The following is a 21,479-nucleotide window of genomic DNA, read 5'->3' as shown; positions in this document are numbered from 1 at the left end:
CTCATGTGGACATGTGCGCGGGGGTGCGGTCCCAGTCCTCCGGAAGTGAAGGTACAGCCCAGGACGGATCCGGGCGCCAGTGCTGCCATCCGTCCGCGAACGGAGCCCCCCACGCGCGGATCGTCTCGATCGCGGACCAGCCCGCTTCCCTTACCCGCTCGGCCAGTTGGGGATCCATCAGACCGTCCCGCTGCGCCTGCGCGAACTCGTCCTCGTCGAGCCAGCGCCAACTGCGGTCCGGGTGAACGGAGATGTCCAGGAAGTGATCCACGGAGTCGACCCCGCCGTCCCAACGGAGCTGCGGTTCCTCAAGGTTCACGTACCAGTTCTTGAACTGCCATCCGGGCTCCCAGAAAAGCCACACCGACCAGGGCTCACCGGGCCGTGCCAGCTTCAGCACACCGGTCCCGAACCAGTGGTCGCGCCGGACCGTACGCGGCTTCGTGTACCGGGTCTCCAGCGGCTCCCCGTGCACCGACGTGCCGTCCGCGAGCACCGGCCGCACACACTCGGTGCCGGGCGCCATCCAGACGGCGAGCAGCTCCTCGTCGTCCCGGACGACCGTGACGGGGCGGGCGATGTGGAAGCGCGGTCCGGCGTTCTCCCGGTAGCGCCACAGGATCTGATCCCCGGGCGCCCAGAAGGCCGTAGACGTACCCGCTTCCACCGCTCGTACCGCTCCACCGTCTGCCATGAACAGATATTAGGTGCCCCGGGCATACGACGCTGCGGCGCGCGTCACGGTTCACGCCAGGGCGACCATTGGTTACGGACGCGTCATCCGCAGGACATCGAGGGCCTCGTCGAGCTGCGCCTCGGTCAGGTCACCGCGCTCCACATAGCCGTTCTCCAGGACGACCTGGCGGATCGTCTTCCGTTCCGCCAGTGCCTTCTTGGCGACCTTGGCGGCCTCCTCGTACCCGATGTACTTGTTGAGCGGAGTGACCACGGACGGCGAGGACTCGGCGTATTCGCGCGCACGCTCCCGGTGCGCGACGATCCCCTCGACGGTCCGGTCGGCGAGCAGCCGCGAGACGTTCGCGAGCAGCCTGATCGACTCCAGGACGTTCTTGGCGATCACCGGCAGCATCACATTGAGCTCGAAGTTGCCCGCGGCCCCGGCGGTGGCGACGGTCGCGTCATTGCCGACGACCTGCGCGGCGACCATGAGCACGGCTTCCGGAATCACCGGATTGACCTTGCCGGGCATGATCGAGGACCCCGGCTGCAGATCGGGCAGCGAGATCTCCGAGAGCCCGGTCCGCGGCCCGGACGCCATCCACCGCAGATCGTTCGCGATCTTCGTCAGCCCTACGGCGATGGTCCGCAACTGCCCGCTGGTCTCGACGATCCCGTCCCGCGCCCCCTGCGCCTCGAAGTGGTCCCGCGCCTCGGTCAGCGGCAGCCCGGTGACCAGCGCGACCTCGGCGATCACGGCGGCGGAGAACCCGGGCGGGGTGTTGATCCCGGTCCCCACCGCGGTCCCGCCCAGCGGCAGCTCGGCGAGCCGCGGCAGCGAGGCCTCCAGCCGCTCGACGCCGTAACGCACCTGCGCCGCGTACCCGCCGAACTCCTGACCCAGCGTCACCGGCGTGGCGTCCATCAGGTGGGTCCGCCCCGACTTCACCACATCGGCGAACTCGACGGACTTGCGCGACAGCGCCCCCGCGAGATGCTCCAGCGCGGGAATCAGGTCATGGATGACGGCACCGGTGGCCGCGATGTGGATGGAGGACGGGAACACGTCGTTGGACGACTGCGAGGCGTTCACATGGTCGTTGGGATGCACATCGCGTCCGAGCCGCTCGGTCGCGAGGGTGGCGATCACCTCGTTGGTGTTCATGTTGGACGAAGTCCCGGACCCGGTCTGGAACACGTCGATCGGGAAGTGCTCGTCCCACTTGCCGCCGGCGACCTCACGGGCGGCTTCCTGGATCGCCTCCGCGATGTCCTTGTCGAGTACGCCGAGTTCGGCGTTCACCTTCGCGGCGGCACCCTTGATCCGGGCCAGCGCCTCGATGTGGGCGCGCTCGATGCGCTGCCCCGAGATCGGGAAGTTCTCCACCGCCCGCTGGGTCTGCGCCCGCCACTTCGCGTCGACCGGGACCCGCACCTCCCCCATCGAATCGTGCTCGATACGGAACGGACCTACTGTCTGACCGTCGGCCATCGCCGATCACCTCCTGTGGGGGACAGCATCGCGGACACGTCCCGTGTTCCCACCTCAGCGGACGGAAACGGAGTGTCCCGGCCGAGCGCTCAGCGGCCGGGCCCGGTGCACACCGGCTGCCCGCCCACCTCGGCACAGGCCTGCGCCCCGCGCGGGCCGGCGGCGGCCAGCATCGGGCTGCTGTAACCGTCCGAACGGTGGCCCGGGTACTCGGCGGACAGCTCGTCCTGCCCCGCCCTGATGGAGATCTCCCGCGCCCCGCCGACCCGGGTGCGCACCTCGGACCACACGGTCGCGCAGGACGGCGAGTACCGCAGCAGCACGACCTGACCGGCCCGGGCGACGGATCGCTCCGTACGGGCGTCCCGGGCACAGGTCTCCGAGGACGGCAGCGCCCCCTGACAACCGCCGCCCCGGCAGGAGGCGACCGTGTGATCGAGGACGTCGGCGGCACCGGCGGTGACCGCGACGGTCGTGGCCATCGCGGCGAGGGCGACGAGGGCGCGGGCGGGGGCGCGCAGCCGACGGGGGCGGCGGGGTCCTACGGACGGGACCGGGACCGGGGGCTTGGGCGGGGGAGGAGCGGGCCGGGACTGTTCCTGGGCCGCCGCGTCCCACAGGGAGAGGAGTGCCTCAGGTTCGGCGTGCGCGAGCCGGGCGAGGGCCTCGACGGCTGCCCGGGGCGGGAGTTGGCCGCCGTTGAGATAGCGGTGCCAGGTCGACTTGCTGAACGGGGTGACGGAGGCCAGCGCGGCCAGGCTCAGCCCGGTCCGCCGCTTGAGAAGCCGGAGCCGTTCCGTCAGGAGCCGCCCCGCCTCGTCGTAAGGGCCGGACAGAGGCTGCTGCTGCTCGACCGTCACGTGGCTTTCCATCCTGCTCCTCGCCGTACCGGGGTGAACGCCGTGATCCGTTCCCGGGGCCGGCCGCGTGGTACACCCCGACCACCGGAAAATGAAGGGGTGTTGACCTGGCACCACCCGACAGGACGCACGGGGACGTCCCGTCGGGCGGTGCGCTCGGTCAGCTGAGGGTCAGCACCAGCGGACGGCGCTGCGGTTGTGGACGTAGTGGGCCGAGACGTAGCCCTCGTGGTGCGGGAGCTTGTACCAGCGGTGGTTTCCGAAGACGTTCGACCCGTACGTCTTGCAGACGATCGGCAACGTCCGCCCGACCGCCCGCGAGCCGACGACGCGGTAGCCGGTGCCCGGGCCGGAACGGACGTTCAGCCGCTTGAAGTGACGAGTGGTGACCTGCCCCAGGGCGTGCCGCGTCACGTGGTGGTGGACGACGTGGTGCCGGGCGTGGGGAGCCGGGGCGGTGGTGGAGGCGACGGCTGTCACGGGGAAGACGGCGACGGCTGCGATCGCGGCGACGAGACCGTTGCGCAGAGTGCGTCCGATCATGGGGGTTCCTCCGAGTAGACCGAGGACCACGGGCTGTGATCCAGTCAGGTCGGAGCTTTTCCAGCAAACCGGGCGAAGATGCCGTCCCGGGCGTCCCTGGGATGAACTGGGACAGAGTGCGGGACTTTCAGGCATGGCGTAGCCCACCCAGCCCGTCCGGCGTTTGAGGACGAGGCCGTTCAGGCCGACCGGGGGTCCAGGGGGCGGAGCCCCCGGGGGATGGGACGGGTAGGGGCGGCGGGGGCGAGGAAACTCCTACGCCAGCCCGGGCCCCCGCACCGGAATATGCGTGAACGTAGGCTCAGGCGCCGGGTTCTGGAAGAAGTCGTTGCCCTTGTCGTCGACGACGACGAACGCCGGGAAGTCCTCGACCTCGATCTTCCAGACCGCCTCCATGCCGAGCTCCTCGTACTCGACGACCTCGACCTTCTTGATGCAGTCCTGGGCGAGCCGGGCCGCAGGCCCACCGATGGACCCGAGGTAGAAGCCACCGTGCGCGTCACACGCGTCGGTGACCTGTTTGCTCCGGTTCCCCTTGGCGAGCATCACCTTGGACCCACCCGCCGCCTGGAACTGCTCGACGTACGAGTCCATGCGCCCGGCGGTCGTGGGCCCGAAGGACCCGGACGCGTAACCCTCAGGCGTCTTCGCGGGCCCCGCGTAGTACACGGGGTGGTCCTTCAGGTACTGCGGCATCTCCTCACCCGCGTCGAGCCGCTCCTTGATCTTGGCGTGCGCGATGTCACGCGCCACGACGAGCGGCCCGGACAGCGAAAGCCGGGTCTTCACCGGGTACTTGGTCAGCTCGGCGAGGATGTCGTCCATGGGCTGGTTGAGATCGATCCGCACCACGTCTTCCTCTGCGGAGTCGAGATGCTCGTCGGTGGTCTCCGGCAGGAACCGCGCGGGGTCGGTCTCCAACTGCTCCAGGAACACACCCTCGGCGGTGATCTTCGCGACGGCCTGCCGGTCGGCGGAGCAGGACACGGCGATGGCGACGGGACACGAGGCTCCGTGCCGAGGCAGCCGTACGACCCGCACGTCGTGGCAGAAGTACTTGCCGCCGAACTGCGCCCCGATCCCGATCCGCTGCGTCAGCTCGAAGACCTTCTGCTCCAGGTCCTTGTCCCGGAAGCCGTGCCCCAACTCCGAACCCTCGGCCGGGATCTCGTCCAGGTAGTGCGCGGAGGCGTACTTCGCGGTCTTCAGCGCGTACTCGGCGCTCGTGCCGCCGACCACGATCGCCAGGTGGTACGGCGGACAGGCGGCCGTCCCCAGCGAACGGATCTTCTCCTCCAGGAACTTCATCATGGAGCCCTCGTTGAGGACCGCCTTCGTCTCCTGGTAGAGGAACGACTTGTTGGCCGAGCCGCCGCCCTTCGCCATGAACAGGAACTTGTAGGCGCCGCCGTCGGTCGCGTACAGCTCGATCTGGGCCGGCAGGTTCGACCCGGTGTTCTTCTCGTCCCACATGGTCAGCGGGGCCATCTGCGAGTACCGCAGATTGAGGTTGAGGTAGGCGTCGTAGATGCCGCGCGACAGGGCCGACTCGTCCTCACCTTCGGTGAGGACGTTCTGACCGCGCTTGCCCATGACGATCGCCGTACCGGTGTCCTGGCACATGGGCAGCACGCCGGCGGCGGCGATGTTCGCGTTCTTCAGCAGGTCCAGGGCGACGAACTTGTCGTTGTTCGACGCCTCGGGGTCGTCGATGATCCGGCGCAGCTGGGCGAGGTGGGCGGGCCGCAGATAGTGCTGGATGTCGTGGATCGCCTCGGCGGCGAGCTTGCGCAGCGCCTCGGGCTCGACCTTGAGGAACGTCCGCCCGTCGGCCTCGAAGGTGGAGACACCCTCGGAGGTCACCAGCCGGTACGGGGTGGTGTCCTCTCCCATGGGGAGCAGATCGGTGTACGCGAACTCAGGCATCGCAGCCCATTCCTCACTCGACAGACGGCCGCCCGCCGACACTGGCGGGCGCTCACCAGCGTAGAACCTGCCACTGACACCGAGCTTGTGAGGTAAGGCTCAGTTCCGCCGGGCCTTCGCCACGCCAACGTTGTCCACACCCCTAGTCGCGATCTATCGCGTTTCGGTACGCTGCTGCCGTGGACCTTCAGAAGCAGCCCGCATCCGCGCCCACGGCCCCGCAGCCCGCGCCCGCCGCACCGGCGCTGCGCGCCTCGGACGCCGACCGTGACCGCATCGCCGACATCCTGCGCGAGGCTTTGGCCGAGGGGCGCCTGGACGCGGACGAGCACGCCGAGCGGGTCGAGGGGGTGCTGAGCGCCAAGACGGTCGGCGAGCTGGAGGTCTTCATCCAGGATCTGCCGGCCGCCCACGGCCGCCGGGCGACGACCCCGTCGTACAGCCCCGCTCCGAACCGCCCGACGGAGGGCGCGATCCCGGCCGAGGCCGACGAGCATGTGGTGGCGGTGTTCAGCGCGGCGATGCGCAAGGGCCGCTGGCGCGCGGGCCGTCGTATGCACGCGTACGCCGTGTTCGGCAGTGTCGAGATCGACCTCAGCGAGGCGATCTTCGAGTACCAGCAGGTCGTCATCAAGGCGATCTCGGTCTTCGGCAACGTCGAGATCCGCGTCCCGGAGAACGTGTCGCTGCGCGGCACCGGCGGCGGTGTCCTCGGCAACTTCGAGGTGGACACGCTGGATTCCGTCGAACCGGACGCGCCCGTGGTCTTCGTCGACGGGTGGGCCGTCCTCGGAAACATCGAGGCAAAACCCAAGCGGGGCAAGCTCGTTGCGGACATTCTCGATCGGGTTCAGCGCAAGGTCGACAAGAATTTGCGCAAACACCTGGACCGTTGACGGTTGTGAATCGGGACACATGTGGAGCTGATCGGTCCACGCCCGCCCGGCCCTGACAACGCACAGAAGTGCCCGGAAACCAGCGGTTCGGAACTCAGTGCATAGGCGCGCGCACAGCGGGTAGGCCTTGCTGCATCGTCTCTCGCTCGCGAAGCCGTCGTCAGGAGTAGACCGTGCTGCAACCGCCGCATTCGTCCCTGCAGGTAGCTGCTGTTCCGGCTCAGCGGGTGCCTGCGCGAGACAGGGACCAAGACGCTCCCTGGCACACCGAAGCGGTGTGCCGGCGCGACGAGGCAGGCCTGTTCTTCGCACCCTCCAAGGAACCCACCGCCGCCCGACTCTCCCGCGAGGACGCCGCCAAGCGCGTCTGCGCCCGCTGTCCGGTCATGGTCGAGTGCCGGGAGCACGCACTCCTGCAACCCGAGCCCTACGGCGTCTGGGGCGGCCTCACCGCCGCCGAACGCCGCGTGGTCCTGGCCAGGCGCCGCCGCCGCGACCTGGAACTCCAGAAGGCCCGAGCGGCAGGCCGCATAGCAGCGGCAGGCTGACCGACGTAGAAGAGGCGCCCCCACCGCACCGGGGGCGCCTCTTTCACACTGGGAGGGGTGCCTTCTCATCACCGACCAGGGCACTCCCTAAGGGGCGCGGGGAACTGCGCGACCAGCCACGACGGATCCGCACTCACCGATGGTCCGCAGAACCCCACTCTTAGGCGCGTTACTTGGCCCGATCAAAGTCAATCGCGCTGTACGCCCGCAACTTGCTCAACCGGTGCTCCGAGTCGATCCGCCGCACCGTCCCGGACTTCGACCGCATCACGATCGAGTCGGTCGTAGCGGTCTCCGCCCGGTACCGAACACCCCGCAGCAACTCCCCGTCGGTGATCCCGGTAGCGACGAAGAACACGTTCTCCCCCGACACCAGGTCATCGGTGGTGAGCACCCGGTCCAGATCGTGCCCCGCGTCCAGCGCCCGCTGCCGCTCGGCGTCGTCCTTGGGCCACAACTTGCCCTGGATCACACCTCCGAGGCACTTCACGGCACAGGCCGAGATGATGCCCTCGGGCGTGCCACCGATGCCGAGGAGCAGATCGACGCCGGTACCTTCGCGCAGCGCCAGGATCGAGCCCGCGACATCGCCGTCGGAGATCAGCTTGATCCGCGCACCGGTCTCCCGGATCTCCTTGATGATGCCGTCGTGCCGCGGCCGGTCCAGGACGACGACGGTGACGTCCTCGGGCGTGACCCGCTTGGCCTTGGCGACCCGGCGGACGTTCACCGAGATCGGGGCCTCGATGTCGACGAACTCGGCGGCCTCGGGCCCGGCGACGAGCTTGTCCATGTAGAACACGGCGGACGGGTCGAACATCGAACCCCGGTCCGCGGCGGCCAGCACGGCGATCGCGTTCGGCATGCCCTTGGCGTTGAGCGTGGTCCCGTCGATCGGGTCGACGGCGATGTCGCACTCGGGCCCGGTCCCGTCACCGACGCGCTCGCCGTTGAAGAGCATCGGCGCCTCGTCCTTCTCGCCCTCACCGATGACGACGACGCCGTTCATCGAGACGGTGGAGACGAGGGTCCGCATGGCGCGCACGGCGGCACCGTCGGCGCCGTTCTTGTCACCGCGCCCGACCCAGCGGCCCGCGGCCATCGCGGCGGCTTCGGTCACCCGGACGAGTTCCAGGGCGAGGTTGCGGTCGGGGGCCTCGGAGGGGACTTCGAGTTCGGACGGCAGATGATGATGCTCGGTCATCGGAGCGCACCTTTCTGATACGACGACGGCCGGATGAGGGTATGGCCCCGACTCTATCGCCAGGCAGACAAAATGAGCAGGGGGGCCCACGGATGAGCGGACCAGGGCACCTGCGACGATAGGGACGTGGCAGGTTCGAACGGCAAGCAGAAGACGGTCCGGGACATGATCCTCTCCCTGGGCCTGATCGGGATCGCGGCGGCGATCGTCTACATCTTCATCCCGCACAGCGACCACGCTCCCGACATCAAGCGGGTCGACTACCGCGTGGAGCTGCTCACGGCACGCCGCGCGGCGCCGTACCCGGTGGCGGCCCCGGAGGGCCTGTCTACGACCTGGAAGGCGACCTCGGTCAGTTACGACGGCGCCGCGTTCAACGCCTGGCACCTCGGATTCAGTGCCCCCGGCGGACAGTACGTGCAGATAGAACAGTCGACTCAGAAGCCGGCCGACTTCATCGACACCGCCAGCCAGGGCGGCGCCGCGACGAAGACCACCCAGGACATCGGCGGCCACACGTGGACCCGCTACACCGGCGGCCGCTACGACGCCCTCGTGCTCGCGGACAAGGGCTCGACGACGGTCGTCGCGGGCACGGGGTCGTTCGCGCAGCTGACGGAGATGGCGAAGGCGCTGCAGACGAAGTAAGCAGTCGTACGGCTGCGACGAAGGCCCCCGGCACAGCTTCGCTGCCGGGGGCCTTCGTCATGTCATCGGGGGGTCATCCGTCTCAGACGGTGGTGACGACCTCGTCGTACGCCAGACGCGGGGAGCGCGGGAACCAGGCGTCCGGGCCCGGCTTGCCGATGTTGATGACGACGAACGGGGTGTGGTCGTCGTCCAGGAACTCCTTCTGGACGCCCGCGAAGTCGAGACCGGTCATCGGGCCGGCGGCGAGACCGGCGGCGCGGATGCCGATGATGAAGTACGCGGCCTGGAGGGCGGCGTTCAGCGCGGCGTTGCCCTCACGGACCGAGCGCTCGCCGAAGACGGCGTCCTTGGCCTGCGGGAAGTGCGGGAACAGGTTCGGGAGCTCCTCGTGGAACTCGTTGTCCGCGGAGAGGATCGCGACCAGCGGGGCGGCGGCGGTCTTCTTCTGGTTGCCCTCGGCGAGGTGCTGCACGAGGCGCTCGCGGGCCTCGGGGGAGCGGACCAGGGTGATGCGCAGCGGCGACTGGTTCATGGAGGTCGGGCCGTACTTGACCAGGTCGTAGATCGCCTGCACCTGCTCGTCCGTCACCGGCTCGTCGGTGAACGTGTTCGCGGTACGGGCCTCGCGGAACAGCAGGTCCTGGGCGGCGGGGTCAAGAACGAGAGACATACGAGAACTTCCTCGGGGTGGCCGGAAACCGGAACCGGACCGTGGTCCGGATAGGCTGACGACACCGACCGTACGCGACACGAGGTTCAACATTCAACCAAAACCGGAGCAGGGTGATCCGCATCACAGGGAAACACCGTCGGGGCGCCTTGCCAGGGGGGCGGCTCTTGCCGACGAGCGGTCGACGTTGCCGACAGCGAGCGGCGGGTATCGGCTGGCCGCCGTCACTGACGGATGCCTGCCGGGACGCGGCGCGCTGTTCGCCGCCGACTGCCGTAACTCGCCGTCCGCTGCCACTAGTTGCCGACCGACCGCTGTCGCTACGCGGGCCGTCGGCCGCCGCGGCTTGCTGTCCGCTGTCAGCGGGCGCTAGTGCCGTCGGCTGCTGGTCGTCGGCTGTCGCCACTCGCCTCGGCTGCCAGCCGTGGCCAACTGTTCGCCGACGCTGACCGCTGTCAGCTGCTGTGACTCGCTGTCCGCTGCCGGTCGTCGGTTGCTGGCCGTTCGGCGTCGCTGTCAGCTGGCGGCCGCCGCTACAGGCTGTTGGCTGCAGGCGGGGTGCTGGTTGCCGGCTGTTGTTGCCCGCCACCCGCCATCCGCTGCCAGTCCTCAGCTGCTGGTCGCTGCTGGCTCCGCGCTGGTGCTGCCAATGGGCGTCCGCTGAGGTTTGCCGTCTGCCGCCAGCGGGCGCTAGGTGCGGTCCGTCGCTGATTGTCGGCTGCTGTGACTCGCCGTCGGCTGCCAGTCCTTGGCCGTTGGCCCGCTGCTGGCGCGGTGCCGTCGCTGACAGCTGGTGGCTGCTGCTACTCGCTGTCAGTCGGCGCTACTCGTCGTCTGCCGCTGGTTGTTGGCGGTTGCTTTCGTCATCCGCTGACGGCCGTCGGCTGTTGGCCGTTGCCAGCCGTTCGCCGTCGCTGCGCCGGCTGGTGGCCGCTGCGGTTTGCCGTCCGCCGCCAGCTGTCGCTACCTGCGATCCGCTGCCCGCCAGCCGCCAGCCGCCAGCCGCCAGCCGCCAGCCGCCAGCCGCCAGCCGCCAGCCGCGCGAGGCGCCCACTCTCGCTACTCGCCGTCGCCACCCGCTTCTACGGCCGAGCCCTCGTCCTCTTCCTCCGCCAGCGCCGCGTCCAGCCGGGCCCGGGCCCCGTCCAGCCAGCGGCGGCAGACCTTGGCCAGTTCCTCGCCGCGTTCCCAGAGTGCGAGGGACTCCTCCAGGGTCGTACCGCCCGCCTCCAGGCGCCGTACGACCTCGATCAGTTCGTCGCGTGCCTGCTCGTAACCGAGCGACTCTTCCGTCACCTTGCTGGTCATTCGCCCACCCTATGCATCAACAGGAACTACGCCTCGAACAGGAACTACGCCTCGACCCGGACCGTGAACTCGCCCTCGGCGACCCGCGCGCGGAGCACCTCGTCCGCGCTCACCTCGTCCGGGTCCCGCACCACGTGCCCGTCGGCCCGCTGCAGCACCGCGTACCCCCGCTTCAGGGTGGCCGCGGGGGAGAGGGCCACCACGCGTGCGTGCGTGTGGGTCAGTTCCGAGTCGGCGCGGTCCAGGAGGTGGCCGAGGGTGCGCCGGCCGCGGTCGAGGAGGGCGGCGACGTGATCCGCGCGCTCGTCGATCATCCGGTGCGGATCCTGTATCGACGGCCGCGACAACGCCTGCGCCAGCCCCCGCTCCTCCCGGTCCACGAACGCCACGACACACCGCCGCGCCCGGTCGCGCAGCTGCCGTACGCGCTCGTACTCCTCGCCGACGTCCGGTACGACCTTCTTCGCGGCGTCGGTGGGGGTGGAGGCGCGCAGGTCGGCGACGTAGTCCAGGAGCGGGTTGTCGGGCTCGTGCCCGATCGCGGACACCACGGGCGTACGACAGACCGACACGGCCCGTACGAGCTGCTCGTCGGAGAACGGCAGCAGGTCCTCCACGCTGCCGCCACCCCGCGCCACGATGATCACGTCCACGCCGTCGAGCGCGTCCAGCTCCTTCACGGCCTGAACGACCTGCGGCACGGCGTGCACGCCCTGCACGGGCACGTTGCGCACCTCGAAACGGACCGCGGGCCAGCGATGCCGCGCGTTCTCCAGTACGTCCCGCTCGGCCGCCGAGGCCCGCCCGCAGACCAGCCCGATCAGCTGCGGCAGGAAGGGCAACGGCTTCTTCCGATCGGCCGCGAACAACCCCTCCGCGGCCAGCGACTTCTTCAACTGCTCAAGGCGCGCGAGGAGTTCACCCACCCCCACCGGCCTTATCTCGGTGGCCCGCAACGACAACTGCCCCCGCGGCGCGTACCACTCCGGCTTCGCGAGTACGACCACCCGCGCGCCCTCGCTGACGACATCGGCGACCTCGTCGAACACCTGCCGGAAGCACGTCACGCTCACCGAGATGTCGTACGACGGGTCACGCAGCGTCAGAAACACCACACCGGCACCGGGCCGCCGCGACAACTGGGTGATCTGCCCCTCGACCCACACCGCACCGAGCCGATCGATCCACCCGCCGATGAGCCGGGAGACCTCACCGACGGGGAGCGGCGCGTCCGGAGCCGTGTTGAGAGCCATGCGCCCGAGAGTAACGGCCACCTGTGACAACGGGGTCGACGTGCGGGGTGGGGCGGGACATGGGGGGCGGGTATCTACTCCCGGATCGCCGTGCGTGACTGCACCGCCAGCACCACCACCCCCACCGCCAACCAGATCGCCCCCACCACCTGGGCGGTCCCGGACGCCTCCACGATCACGGCGATGGTGATCGCCGCCCCCAGCACCGGCACCAGCACGTGCCGCCACCACACCACCGGCCCACCCCGGCGTCGTACCGCGAACCACCCCACCACGCTCGCGTGCAGCAACGTGAACGCGGTCAGCGCGCCGATGTCCACGACCGAGACCAGGTGGTCGAGGCCGTCGTCGCGGCGGGCCGCCCAGACCGCGGCGATCAGGGTGATGACCGCCGCCGACAACAGGGCGACCCTGGGTACCCCGGAGTCGGTCTTCGACAGGGCGCGGGGGAGGCGCCGGTCGCGGGCCATCGCGAACACCAGGCGGCCCGCCGCCGCCTGCCCGGCCAGCGCCGCGAACGCCGCGCCGATCGCCTTGCTGACGGCGACCAGGTTGTGCAGCCAGTCGCCGACCGAGACGTCGACCGCGTCGTAGAACGCCGATCCCTGTTTGCCCGGGTCGGCGGCCAGCTGTGCGGAGGTCGTCGGCTCCAGGAGGGCGACCAGGTACGTCTGGGCGATGAACAGCACACCGGCCAGGGCGAGGCAGAACAGCAGCGCCCTGGCGACCTTCTCGGAGCCGCCGGTGACCTCCTCCGCGAAGGTGGCGACCGCGTCGAAGCCCAGGTAGGACAGGACGGCCACCGAGACCGCGCCGATCACCGCCGACAGCGCGAACGCGCCCTGCGTGCCGTCCCCGGACAGCGGCGACAGCCAGCCCCGTTCGGCTCCGGCGCGCGCGAGGACGACGATCGCCGACACGACGAAGATGATGAGGACGACGATCTCCATCGCGAGGACGAGGAAGCCCACACGGGCCGCCGCGCGCACACCCCAGAGGTTGAGGCAGGTCGTGACGACGACCGCCAGCGCGGTCCACACCCACCGGGAGACGTCCGGGACCAGCGCGTTCATGGCGATCCCGGAGAAGAGGTAGGCGACGGCGGGGATCAGGACGTAGTCCAGCATCGCCATCCAGCCGGCGATGAACCCGGCCTCCCTGCCGAGCCCCACGCGCGCGTAGGCGAACACCGAGCCCGCCTGAGGGACGACCCGCACCATCTGCGCGTAGCTGAACGCCGTGAACGCCATCGCGACCGTGGCCACGACGTAGACCAGCGCGACGGCGCCGTGCGACTTGGCGTCCAGGGTGCCGAACACGCCGACCGGTGCCATGGGGGCGATGAACAGCAGCCCGTAGACGACGAGATCGCGGAAACCGAGGCTGCGCCGCAGCTGGGGCCCGTCGCCTGCCGCGGTCTCCGTATCCGTGGCCGTACCGCTGTCCCTGTCCGCCATCTCGCGTCTCCCGTACGTCGTGCCCGGCCCCCACCCCTCCCACTCCACGGCCAGTCTCCCCAAGGACGCGATCTTTGACCCGTCGAGCGCGGCCTTACGATGGGACGCATGACTGCTTCGTCTGGCCGCCGTGTCCTGCTCGCCGCCCCCCGGGGCTACTGCGCGGGTGTGGACCGCGCCGTGATCGCCGTCGAGAAAGCCCTTGAGCAGTACGGGGCTCCGATCTATGTCCGGCACGAGATCGTGCACAACAAGTACGTCGTCCAGACCCTGGAGAAGAAGGGCGCCATCTTCGTCGAGCGGACCGAGGAGGTCCCCGAGGGGAACATCGTGATGTTCTCCGCGCACGGCGTCGCGCCCGTCGTCCACGACGAGGCCAAGCAGGGCCGTCTCGCCACGATCGACGCGACCTGCCCCCTGGTGACCAAGGTCCACAAGGAAGCCGTCCGTTTCGCCGACGAGGACTTCGACATCCTGCTGATCGGCCACGAGGGCCACGAGGAGGTCATCGGCACCTCCGGAGAGGCCCCCGACCACATCACCCTGGTCGACGGCCCGTCCGACGTCGCCAAGGTCGAGGTGCGGGACCCGTCCAGGGTCGTATGGCTGTCCCAGACCACCCTCTCGGTCGACGAGACCATGGAGACGGTCGACGCCCTGAAGGAGAAGTTCCCGCAGCTCATCTCGCCGCCCAGCGACGACATCTGCTACGCCACGCAGAACCGCCAGCTCGCCGTGAAGCAGATGGGCGAGGAAGCCGACCTGGTGATCGTGGTCGGCTCGAAGAACTCCTCCAACTCCGTACGGCTCGTCGAGGTCGCCAAGCTGGCCGGCGCCCGCGCCGCCTACCTGGTGGACTTCGCCGACGAGATCGAGGAGGCCTGGCTGGAGGGCGTGACCACGGTCGGCGTCACCTCGGGAGCCTCCGTACCGGAGGTCCTGGTCGAACAGGTGTTGGAGTGGCTGTCCGGCCGCGGCTTCGAGGACGTCGAGCTGGTCAAGGCGGCCGAGGAGTCCATCACGTTCTCGCTGCCCAAGGAACTCCGCCGTGACCTGCGCGAAGAGGCGGCCGCGCTGGTCGCCGAGCGCACCGGTTCCGACCGTACGGCACCCTCCGGGCAGTGACTGTCAGTCGTTCGTCGTAGCGTGGATCCATGCAGATCTTCGGCGTGGACATCGGTGGATCCGGGATCAAGGGCGCCCCTGTGGACCTGGACAAGGGCGAATTGACGGAAGAGCGGTACAAGGTGCTGACCCCGCACCCGGCGACGCCGGACGGAGTGGCCGACGGCGTGAAGGAAGTCGTCGACCACTTCGGCTGGACGGGACCGGTCGGGTTCACGTTTCCGGGCGTGGTCACCGGCGGTGCCACGATCCGTACGGCGGCGAACGTCGACAAGAGCTGGATAGACCGGGACGCGGGCGCGCTGTTCAGCGAGCGACTGGGCGGCCTCCCGGTGACGGTCGTCAACGACGCGGACGCGGCGGGCGTCGCCGAGATGCACTTCGGCGCCGGCCAGGGCCGCAAGGGCACGGTGATCCTGCTGACCTTCGGCACGGGCATCGGCAGCGCCCTCTTCGTCAACGGCGTCCTGGTCCCCAACACGGAGCTGGGCCACCTCGAACTGAACGGCCACGACGCCGAGAAGAAGGCCTCCAGCAAGGCCAAGGAGGACGGCGAGCTGACGTGGGAGCACTGGGCGCATCGCGTCCAGAAGTACCTCGCCCACGTCGAGATGCTGTTCTCGCCCGAGCTCTTCATCATCGGCGGCGGAGTCAGCCGCAAGGCCGACAAGTTCCTGCACTTCATCGAGGACATCAAGGCCGAGATCGTCCCGGCGCAGCTGCAGAACAACGCGGGGATCGTGGGGGCGGCGATGCATGCGGCGGGGGACGACTAGACGACTAGGGGTGGCTATCGGTCAGTGGGGCCGGTTGTCGGCGGTGCGGGTCGGCCGGCTCCGGCGGAGCTGGTGGCGGGGGCTCGGCGGGGCGTGATCGGTGCGGGTGCGGGTGCGCGGGTCTCGGTGGCCGGAGTCAGGTGGGCGTCGGCCGCGAGGTGGGGGGCCTGTGACAGGTGACTACGGGTGACTACGGAGGAAGTCCGGCGCGGTCTGGCGACGAGGCAGCGGCACTGGTCGCTGGGCGCGGGGCTTCGGGCGGGCTTGCACGGGCCCCGGAGGACGGCTCGGTCTACGCGGAATGCTCCGAGGCTGAGTCTCCGGCCCCGGAACCGACCCTGCGACCGGCCCCAGGATCGGTGGCCTCAGAACTGGTCCTGGGACGACCCTGACTCCGGTCCCGGCCTCGACCCTGACTCCGACCCCGACTCTGGTCCAGGTCCCGACCTCGGGCCTCGACCTGGTCCCGGCCCCCTACCCTGGTCCCGACGTCGACCGGAGTCCGACTCCGGCCCTGGTCCCGACATCGACCGGACTCCGACTCCGGCCCCGGTCCCGACATCGACCCGGACTCCGACTCCGGTCCCGATCCCGGCCTCGACCCCGATCCTGGTCCCGGCCCCGACATCGACCCGGACTCCGGCCCCGGTCCCGGCCTCGACCCGGGCCCCGACTCCGGCCCCGACCTTGACCCGGACCCCGGCCCGGCCCGGCCCCGGAGCTGGCCCCTGGGACGGGCCTCCGAATCGACGCGGGGTCAGTCTTGCGGCGGCCCCGGGGAGTCACGCTCGCCGGCGACGCCTCAGCAGCCGGACCCTGCGGACCGTCGCGATGAGCCCCGCGACGAGCGTCCCCCCGTACAGCCAGCCGGCCTGCGTGGCGAGTCCGGTGAAGAGGCCCATCAGGCGGTTGCCGAGGCCGCCGCTGCCGTCGGCCACCGGGAAGAGGCCGACGGCGAAGGCGATCGGTACGACGACCGGTGCGGTCAGCAGGTCGCCGCGCCGGATCCAGACCGCGGTGAGCACACACACCGGCACGAACAGCACGCCGTAGACAGTCAGTGACGCCCCGAACAGGAACTGGTCGATACACCCGAGCACGAACATCACGGCCGCGCAGAACAGCCCGCCACCGAGCCCGGTGAGCCGGGGGTTCGGCAGCTGACGCACCGTCTCGGCCGCCGTAGGGCTCGGGCGTCGTACGGTCGCCGGACGGCGCTGTGCCGTGCCGCGTGGCTGCGGGCCCGGGCGGGTCGTGCGGGCCGGGCCCCCGTTCGGGCCCCGGCCGGCCTGCGGGGGCAGGGGCGGGGCCCCGCGTCTTGTGCCGGGCTGTGGGGGTCGTGTCCTGTGTTGCTCCACTGCACCAACTTAGGTCGGTTTATGTGCCGAATAGGTCCTCAGACACGCCGATGGGCAGAGCTTGGCCACGTGTTCGACGCGGAGCCGGGAGGGCGCGGCTCACGCCGTAGACTGGTGGATCGGCCCCGGGCCCAGTCTCCGCAGCCCCAGCCGGTCCCCTCCACTGCTCTCACGCCACTCACGTACGGGAAGTCGCAACGTGTCGCTCACGATCGGAATCGTCGGTCTGCCGAATGTCGGCAAGTCGACCCTGTTCAACGCCCTGACCAAGAACGACGTGCTGGCGGCCAACTACCCGTTCGCCACGATCGAGCCGAACGTCGGCGTGGTCGGCGTCCCCGACCCGCGCCTGACGAAACTGGCCGAGATCTTCTCCTCGCAGAAGATCCTCCCGGCGACGGTCGACTTCGTCGACATCGCGGGCATCGTGAAGGGCGCGTCGGAGGGCGAGGGCCTGGGCAACAAGTTCCTCGCGAACATCCGTGAGTCCGACGCGATCTGCCAGGTCATCCGCGCCTTCAAGGACGAGAACGTCGTCCACGTCGACGGCAAGGTCTCGCCGAAGGACGACATCGAGACGATCAACACCGAGCTGATCCTCGCCGACCTGCAGACCATCGAGAAGGTCCTGCCGCGCCTCCAGCGGGAGTCGCGCATCAAGAAGGACATCGGTCCGAAGGTCGCGGCGGTCGAGGCGGCGCAGGAGATCCTGGAGAAGGGCGACACCCTCTTCTCGCAGGGCATCGTCCAGGGCTCCGGCAACGAGGAACTTCTCCACGACCTGCACCTGCTGACGACCAAGCCCTTCCTCTACGTCTTCAACGTCGACGAGGACGAGCTGGTGGACGAGGACTTCAAGACCGAACAGCGCGCCCTGGTCGCCCCCGCGGAGGCGATCTTCCTCAACGCCAAGCTGGAGGCGGACCTCGCCGAGCTCGACGAGGAGGAAGCGATGGAGCTCCTGGAGTCGGTCGGCGTCGAGGAGCCCGGCATGACGACCCTGGCCCGCGTCGGCTTCGACACCCTCGGCCTGCAGACCTATCTCACGGCAGGCCCCAAGGAATCCCGCGCCTGGACCATCAAGAAGGGCGCCACCGCCCCCGAGGCCGCGGGCGTCATCCACACCGACTTCCAGAAGGGCTTCATCAAGGCGGAGGTCATCTCCTTCGCCGACCTGGTGGAGACGGGGTCGGTGGCCGAGGCGCGCGCCAAGGGGAAGGCTCGTATGGAGGGCAAGGACTATGTGATGCAGGACGGGGACGTGGTGGAGTTCCGGTTCAATGTGTAGCTGAGTTCCGGTCTAACCTCTGGTGCGAAGAATTCGAGGGTCGCTGAATGGCTGAAGTCACCTTTCTGAGCCAGGCTGAACCGGTCGATGAGTATGGCCGTGCTCTTTACGCGGTGTCGCGATCAATTCTGCGGGCTCACTTCGATGAGTTGTCGCAAGCAGATCTCGAAGACCTCAATTGCGATCGGGTGGACGTCACGTTTCGGCAACTCGCCAAGCTCGCTCGCCTCCACCGCGACAAGGGATCGCGCGGAGATGGGTTTGAGTGGGCCGTTCATGAGGCGATTGTCGGCGGCGAACCACGCGTTATTGATCTGGTCGGGGAAGCGCTCAAAAAGGTGAGTCCTAGGTCATTCGCCGACTTGGACAGGCCGACGTCCCTGATGTTCGGGCATGAGCGTGCACGTCACCTCGGATTCACTGATGCCGTTGTTAACAACGCGAGTGGTGATGCGGTGTTGTTGCCGGACGGCTCAGGCCACCCATTCGCATTTGGATCCTGGGTGCCGGTAGCTGCTCGCGGTGTCGCTGGCGAGCCTCAGCTTCGGGAGCGGATCAAGAAGGTATGGAAGACCGACCTGTTCCTGAGTAGTGCCCAGAAGACGCGGTTTGCCGCCGCGACTATCAAGAGTAATTGGCATCAACTCGAAGACGGTAACGGACTCCGAGTGGCGATTGTTCCCCAGGCGGTAGACCTTTCGGCGGGATATCGGAGGTGGCACAGTCTCCACCTGATCGCGCTACCAGACCCGGACGGCTTCATGGGCTTGTTCAACGACGCGTATGAGGCAGTTGCCGAAGCGGTTCTGACGGTTGGCCGGCACGATCGTGCGCCTTATTACTACAAGCCGAGTGCTAAGGCGCAGAAGATCCAGGAGCAACTGGAGAAGTACGGGAAGGTGAAGGTGGTCGACATTCTTGGCGCCCTGAACGAAGCGGCGCAGCAGAACCTAATTGCTATCGACCGAAAGCTCATGTCGGTGGAAGCGCCTACGTGGCTAAATATCAACGAAGAGCGCACGCCCATCATCGCACCGAGACCGTCGTTCGAGAAGCTCGACTGATCTCTCAGGTGACAACACCATCGTCCGGTTAGCCTCGTTTGACCTGACGGGGGTGACCGTGAACGTCGATGGCCCGCGCGACCAACGCGGCCGAGCCCGTTTCCTCGTTGAGGACAAGGGGCGCTCTATGCGCTGTGCGCGAAGAAGCACCAGGCCGGTCTCTGCGAGCGGCTGCACACGCTGCGCTGGAGGGAAGTGACCGCGAAGTTCTACGACCGCACCGAGGGACACGGCCGCAAGGAGACCTCTGTGGTGCAGCAGGTCCTGATCGGTCGATGCCCTCGACTTCCCGCATGCCGCGCAGGCTGCCCGGGCTGTTACGCCACCGCTCCTGTCTGAAGGCCGGCGGGCGCAGCCGTGAGACGGTTTGCGTGATCACCGATCTGACCAGCCGGGAAGCCCCCGTAGCGGCTTGCGAAGATCATTCGTTCGCAGTGGGTCATCGAAGACCGGCTTCACGTCGTCTGCGACACGGCTTTCCGCGAGGACGGCTCCAAGGTCCACACTGAGCACGGCCCGGAGAACATGGCCACCTTGCGCAGCTTCGCGATCAACGGCCTCCGCGTCGCTGGCCTCCGCAACATTGCCGCTGGACTCTGGGAGATGTCCTTCGAGCCGTTCAGTGGTCCCCTGGCTCTACTCGGACTCCGCTGACCAGCGCAGCCCCCGCGGACAGCCGGACTTTGAAATCACCCTGACAACCCAACTCGGGACACTCCGGGGACTCCATGGAACGGGGTTCAGTGCGTCGGAGGTTAGCGGTCGCTAGACGGTGCGAATGACAGAGGCAGGTTTGATGTCCTGGGCGTCGATGAGGGTGCGGATGTCGTCCGGGTCCGAGGTCCAGATGATGGCGCCGAGGCTGGCTGCCATGGTCACGACGGTGGCGTCGACGATGTCGGAGGTGCCGGCCTTGCCGCAGAGGATGCCTGCGGTTTTGGCGGTTTCGAGGCCGACGGGTACGACGTGGCACCCGGCGAGGAACTTGCCGAGTCTGACCTGGCGGCGTGAGTCCCGCCATGCCTGGCTGACGACGACGGACGGGACGTGGATGTCGCGGCCGTCTTCGAGGGCCAGGCTGTGGCGGGCCCACATGCATCGGTCGTTGTTGTCGATGGCGATGAGTACCCCGGCGTCGTACAGGTAGGGGATGTTCACGCGGCCGAGGCTCCCGAGCTGCTGAGGTACTCGGCGTCGGCGGCGGCCAGGTCTGCGCGGGCGGCGGCGAGCTCTTCCGGGGTGAAGGTGCCGTGTTCGGCCTGCCACTCCTGGATGACGGCGCGGCCGGCCCGCAGGCGCAGCTCGCGTTCGGCTGCTCCGGCGACGAGGCGGGAGAGGGGGATGCCTTCTTCTTCGGCGGCTCCGGCCAGGGCTTCGACCAGGGTTTCGTCGAGAGTGATAGTCACCTTCTTGGTAGCCATACATCAACCATAGCGTGGTATGGCCTTCGGTGTGGATACGCGGATCGCGGTGGGGAGCGTGGAGGGCGTAAGCGCATCCAGCGAGGAGGGACTCACCGACTCGATGACCCGCGGGGCTGCGAGTGAGGCTGGGCCCACATTCGCCGGAAAGGGCGGATTGCTGATGAATGTCTTGCTCGGCCGTGAGGTGACGGTGCACGGTTTCGAGCACGGGTCAGGCAAAAGATCGGGGCTTGGGTGGCGAGCGTTTTCCAGAGGTGCAAGAGGGATGTCCGGGACCGGAACTTCCCCTGTGATCGTCCGCGGTGTCGGCATGGGTGGACGGTGCGGTATCGGGAACCGGGCGGTAGGCGCGGGCGACAGAGGGAGAGGTAGTTTCCCCGTCGGGTGGGCTCGGATGGTGCGGACGCTTTCGCCGACAAGGTCGAGAACGACAAGAAGTCGGACGTCCGCTTCGATCCTGTGCGTGGGCTTGTGCCGTTGCGGGTCCGGGCTCGGGAGTGGCTGGAGCGGCGGGTTATCGGCGAGTCGACGCGCCGCAACTACGAAGGGTTCATCCGTAACCATCTTCTGCCGAGTCTGGGGCGGAAGGTGCTGGCCGGGCTGGCGCGGCGCGACTTCGAGGAGTTCGCCAAGGATGTGCATGCCTCCGGTGCGGGGTTGGCGGTCTCTACGGTCAATGACCGGATGGTGATGGTGGCCGCCATGCTGGAGGCGGCTGTTATCGACAAGCGCATCCTTGACAATCCCGCACGGGGCGTCCGGATATCCAGAGTGGGCCCGCTTGGGGTGGACGAGGACGAGATCCCCACGCCGGGCGAGGTCGATCTGATCGCCCAGCACATTGCCCCGCAGTACCGGCTCACTGAGCTTCTTCAGCGTTGTCTCTCCAGCGTGAGGATGGCCTTGGCGATTGACGTCATTCGATTCGGGCTGCACCGGGACCTGCGGAAGATGCGCC

General features: G+C 68.7%; 20 protein-coding genes and 2 pseudogenes. 8 read left to right on the top strand and 14 right to left on the bottom strand.

The window, feature by feature from the left end:
- Position 1 precedes the first annotated feature (1 nt).
- From ACGFY9_RS36565 to ACGFY9_RS36545, 5 genes are all read right to left on the bottom strand, one after another.
- Complete coding sequence (locus ACGFY9_RS36565) at positions 2-694, bottom strand: DUF402 domain-containing protein (protein WP_393761507.1); 693 nt, start codon at positions 692-694, stop codon at positions 2-4.
- 72 nt (positions 695-766) lie between these two features.
- Positions 767-2,170 (bottom strand): class II fumarate hydratase, encoded by a 1,404-nt coding sequence (locus ACGFY9_RS36560; protein WP_393761505.1) that lies wholly within the window; start codon positions 2,168-2,170, stop codon positions 767-769.
- Positions 2,171-2,259: 89 nt separating this feature from the next.
- Complete coding sequence (locus ACGFY9_RS36555; RefSeq protein WP_393761503.1) at positions 2,260-3,042, bottom strand: DUF2690 domain-containing protein; 783 nt, start codon at positions 3,040-3,042, stop codon at positions 2,260-2,262.
- A 159-nt stretch (positions 3,043-3,201) separates the two neighbouring features.
- Positions 3,202-3,573, bottom strand: a complete 372-nt coding sequence (locus ACGFY9_RS36550) for an SH3 domain-containing protein (protein ID WP_393761501.1) — start codon at positions 3,571-3,573, stop codon at positions 3,202-3,204.
- 255 nt (positions 3,574-3,828) lie between these two features.
- Positions 3,829-5,499 (bottom strand): fumarate hydratase, encoded by a 1,671-nt coding sequence (locus ACGFY9_RS36545; RefSeq protein ID WP_393761499.1) that lies wholly within the window; start codon positions 5,497-5,499, stop codon positions 3,829-3,831.
- Between the two features lie 179 nt (positions 5,500-5,678).
- Here ACGFY9_RS36545 and ACGFY9_RS36540 point away from each other — a divergent pair, with 179 nt between their 5' ends.
- Together ACGFY9_RS36540 and ACGFY9_RS36535 are read left to right on the top strand one after the other, a co-directional pair.
- On the top strand, positions 5,679-6,395 hold the full coding sequence (locus ACGFY9_RS36540; protein ID WP_393761497.1) for a DUF1707 domain-containing protein: 717 nt from the start codon (positions 5,679-5,681) through the stop codon (positions 6,393-6,395).
- A 173-nt stretch (positions 6,396-6,568) separates the two neighbouring features.
- Positions 6,569-6,943 (top strand): WhiB family transcriptional regulator, encoded by a 375-nt coding sequence (locus ACGFY9_RS36535; protein ID WP_026150672.1) that lies wholly within the window; start codon positions 6,569-6,571, stop codon positions 6,941-6,943.
- Between the two features lie 169 nt (positions 6,944-7,112).
- Here the strand turns inward: ACGFY9_RS36535 and glpX are convergent, their stop codons facing one another.
- Positions 7,113-8,147, bottom strand: coding sequence for a class II fructose-bisphosphatase (gene glpX, locus ACGFY9_RS36530; protein ID WP_033286599.1), 1,035 nt, complete (start codon positions 8,145-8,147; stop codon positions 7,113-7,115).
- 126 nt (positions 8,148-8,273) lie between these two features.
- On the opposite strand from glpX, the gene ACGFY9_RS36525 reads away from it, so the two are divergent.
- Positions 8,274-8,795, top strand: coding sequence for a DUF4245 domain-containing protein (locus tag ACGFY9_RS36525; RefSeq protein WP_393761494.1), 522 nt, complete (start codon positions 8,274-8,276; stop codon positions 8,793-8,795).
- Between the two features lie 82 nt (positions 8,796-8,877).
- Here the strand turns inward: ACGFY9_RS36525 and ACGFY9_RS36520 are convergent, their stop codons facing one another.
- The 4 genes from ACGFY9_RS36520 to ACGFY9_RS36505 form a co-directional block, all read right to left on the bottom strand.
- On the bottom strand, positions 8,878-9,468 hold the full coding sequence (locus tag ACGFY9_RS36520; protein WP_393761492.1) for a malonic semialdehyde reductase: 591 nt from the start codon (positions 9,466-9,468) through the stop codon (positions 8,878-8,880).
- A 1,059-nt stretch (positions 9,469-10,527) separates the two neighbouring features.
- Positions 10,528-10,776 (bottom strand): exodeoxyribonuclease VII small subunit, encoded by a 249-nt coding sequence (locus ACGFY9_RS36515; RefSeq protein WP_393761490.1) that lies wholly within the window; start codon positions 10,774-10,776, stop codon positions 10,528-10,530.
- A 44-nt stretch (positions 10,777-10,820) separates the two neighbouring features.
- Positions 10,821-12,029 carry an exodeoxyribonuclease VII large subunit gene (gene xseA, locus ACGFY9_RS36510; protein WP_393761488.1) on the bottom strand — a complete coding sequence of 403 codons (1,209 nt, stop codon included), beginning with the start codon at positions 12,027-12,029 and terminating at the stop codon, positions 10,821-10,823.
- 74 nt (positions 12,030-12,103) lie between these two features.
- Positions 12,104-13,486 (bottom strand): APC family permease, encoded by a 1,383-nt coding sequence (locus tag ACGFY9_RS36505; RefSeq protein WP_393761486.1) that lies wholly within the window; start codon positions 13,484-13,486, stop codon positions 12,104-12,106.
- 99 nt (positions 13,487-13,585) lie between these two features.
- On the opposite strand from ACGFY9_RS36505, the gene ACGFY9_RS36500 reads away from it, so the two are divergent.
- Together ACGFY9_RS36500 and ppgK are read left to right on the top strand one after the other, a co-directional pair.
- Positions 13,586-14,611: a 4-hydroxy-3-methylbut-2-enyl diphosphate reductase gene (locus ACGFY9_RS36500; protein ID WP_393761484.1), complete on the top strand. Its 1,026-nt coding sequence runs from the start codon at positions 13,586-13,588 to the stop codon at positions 14,609-14,611.
- A 29-nt stretch (positions 14,612-14,640) separates the two neighbouring features.
- Positions 14,641-15,387, top strand: coding sequence for a polyphosphate--glucose phosphotransferase (gene ppgK, locus ACGFY9_RS36495; RefSeq protein WP_366489570.1), 747 nt, complete (start codon positions 14,641-14,643; stop codon positions 15,385-15,387).
- 782 nt (positions 15,388-16,169) lie between these two features.
- Here ppgK and ACGFY9_RS36490 read toward each other — a convergent pair.
- On the bottom strand, positions 16,170-16,745 hold the full coding sequence (locus ACGFY9_RS36490; RefSeq protein WP_393761482.1) for a DUF6542 domain-containing protein: 576 nt from the start codon (positions 16,743-16,745) through the stop codon (positions 16,170-16,172).
- Between the two features lie 199 nt (positions 16,746-16,944).
- On the opposite strand from ACGFY9_RS36490, the gene ychF reads away from it, so the two are divergent.
- Both ychF and ACGFY9_RS36480 read left to right on the top strand, forming a co-directional pair.
- Complete coding sequence (gene ychF, locus ACGFY9_RS36485) at positions 16,945-18,033, top strand: redox-regulated ATPase YchF (RefSeq protein WP_352180828.1); 1,089 nt, start codon at positions 16,945-16,947, stop codon at positions 18,031-18,033.
- 47 nt (positions 18,034-18,080) lie between these two features.
- Positions 18,081-19,097, top strand: a complete 1,017-nt coding sequence (locus tag ACGFY9_RS36480; RefSeq protein WP_393761480.1) for a hypothetical protein — start codon at positions 18,081-18,083, stop codon at positions 19,095-19,097.
- Between the two features lie 765 nt (positions 19,098-19,862).
- Here the strand turns inward: ACGFY9_RS36480 and ACGFY9_RS36475 are convergent.
- Positions 19,863-20,255: a twitching motility protein PilT gene (locus tag ACGFY9_RS36475; RefSeq protein ID WP_393761478.1), complete on the bottom strand. Its 393-nt coding sequence runs from the start codon at positions 20,253-20,255 to the stop codon at positions 19,863-19,865.
- The gene (locus ACGFY9_RS36470) at positions 20,252-20,518 is read right to left on the bottom strand and encodes a hypothetical protein (RefSeq protein ID WP_393761476.1); all 267 of its coding nucleotides are present in this window, start codon (positions 20,516-20,518) and stop codon (positions 20,252-20,254) included. The genes ACGFY9_RS36475 and ACGFY9_RS36470 overlap by 4 nt, the downstream gene beginning before the upstream one ends.
- Before the next feature lie 387 nt (positions 20,519-20,905).
- On the opposite strand from ACGFY9_RS36470, the pseudogene ACGFY9_RS36465 reads away from it, so the two are divergent.
- Positions 20,906-21,094 (top strand): annotated as a pseudogene (locus tag ACGFY9_RS36465) (site-specific integrase); the annotation flags it as partial.
- A gap of 299 nt (positions 21,095-21,393) precedes the next feature.
- On the opposite strand, the pseudogene ACGFY9_RS36460 reads toward ACGFY9_RS36465, so the two are convergent.
- A pseudogene (locus ACGFY9_RS36460) lies at positions 21,394-21,479 on the bottom strand (IS5/IS1182 family transposase); the annotation flags it as partial.

The sequence above is a fragment of the Streptomyces sp. NPDC048504 genome, assembly GCF_043200035.1.
Classification (GTDB): Bacteria; Actinomycetota; Actinomycetes; order Streptomycetales; family Streptomycetaceae; genus Streptomyces.
The sequence above is the reverse complement of the archived record's forward strand: the minus strand, read 5'-3'. Positions and strand labels throughout refer to the sequence as shown.

Excerpts from the sequence above, each read along its gene's own strand:
- ACGFY9_RS36565 (WP_393761507.1), bottom strand. The coding sequence starts at position 694 with ATGGCAGACGGTGGAGCGGTACGAGCGGTGGAAGCGGGTACGTCTACG.
- ACGFY9_RS36560 (WP_393761505.1), bottom strand. The coding sequence starts at position 2,170 with ATGGCCGACGGTCAGACAGTAGGTCCGTTCCGTATCGAGCACGATTCG.
- ACGFY9_RS36555 (WP_393761503.1), bottom strand. The coding sequence starts at position 3,042 with ATGGAAAGCCACGTGACGGTCGAGCAGCAGCAGCCTCTGTCCGGCCCT.
- ACGFY9_RS36550 (WP_393761501.1), bottom strand. The coding sequence starts at position 3,573 with ATGATCGGACGCACTCTGCGCAACGGTCTCGTCGCCGCGATCGCAGCC.
- ACGFY9_RS36545 (WP_393761499.1), bottom strand. The coding sequence starts at position 5,499 with ATGCCTGAGTTCGCGTACACCGATCTGCTCCCCATGGGAGAGGACACC.
- glpX (WP_033286599.1), bottom strand. The coding sequence starts at position 8,147 with ATGACCGAGCATCATCATCTGCCGTCCGAACTCGAAGTCCCCTCCGAG.
- ACGFY9_RS36520 (WP_393761492.1), bottom strand. The coding sequence starts at position 9,468 with ATGTCTCTCGTTCTTGACCCCGCCGCCCAGGACCTGCTGTTCCGCGAG.
- ACGFY9_RS36515 (WP_393761490.1), bottom strand. The coding sequence starts at position 10,776 with ATGACCAGCAAGGTGACGGAAGAGTCGCTCGGTTACGAGCAGGCACGC.
- xseA (WP_393761488.1), bottom strand. The coding sequence starts at position 12,029 with ATGGCTCTCAACACGGCTCCGGACGCGCCGCTCCCCGTCGGTGAGGTC.
- ACGFY9_RS36505 (WP_393761486.1), bottom strand. The coding sequence starts at position 13,486 with ATGGCGGACAGGGACAGCGGTACGGCCACGGATACGGAGACCGCGGCA.
- ACGFY9_RS36500 (WP_393761484.1), top strand. The coding sequence starts at position 13,586 with ATGGGACGCATGACTGCTTCGTCTGGCCGCCGTGTCCTGCTCGCCGCC.
- ppgK (WP_366489570.1), top strand. The coding sequence starts at position 14,641 with ATGCAGATCTTCGGCGTGGACATCGGTGGATCCGGGATCAAGGGCGCC.
- ACGFY9_RS36480 (WP_393761480.1), top strand. The coding sequence starts at position 18,081 with ATGGCTGAAGTCACCTTTCTGAGCCAGGCTGAACCGGTCGATGAGTAT.
- ACGFY9_RS36470 (WP_393761476.1), bottom strand. The coding sequence starts at position 20,518 with ATGGCTACCAAGAAGGTGACTATCACTCTCGACGAAACCCTGGTCGAA.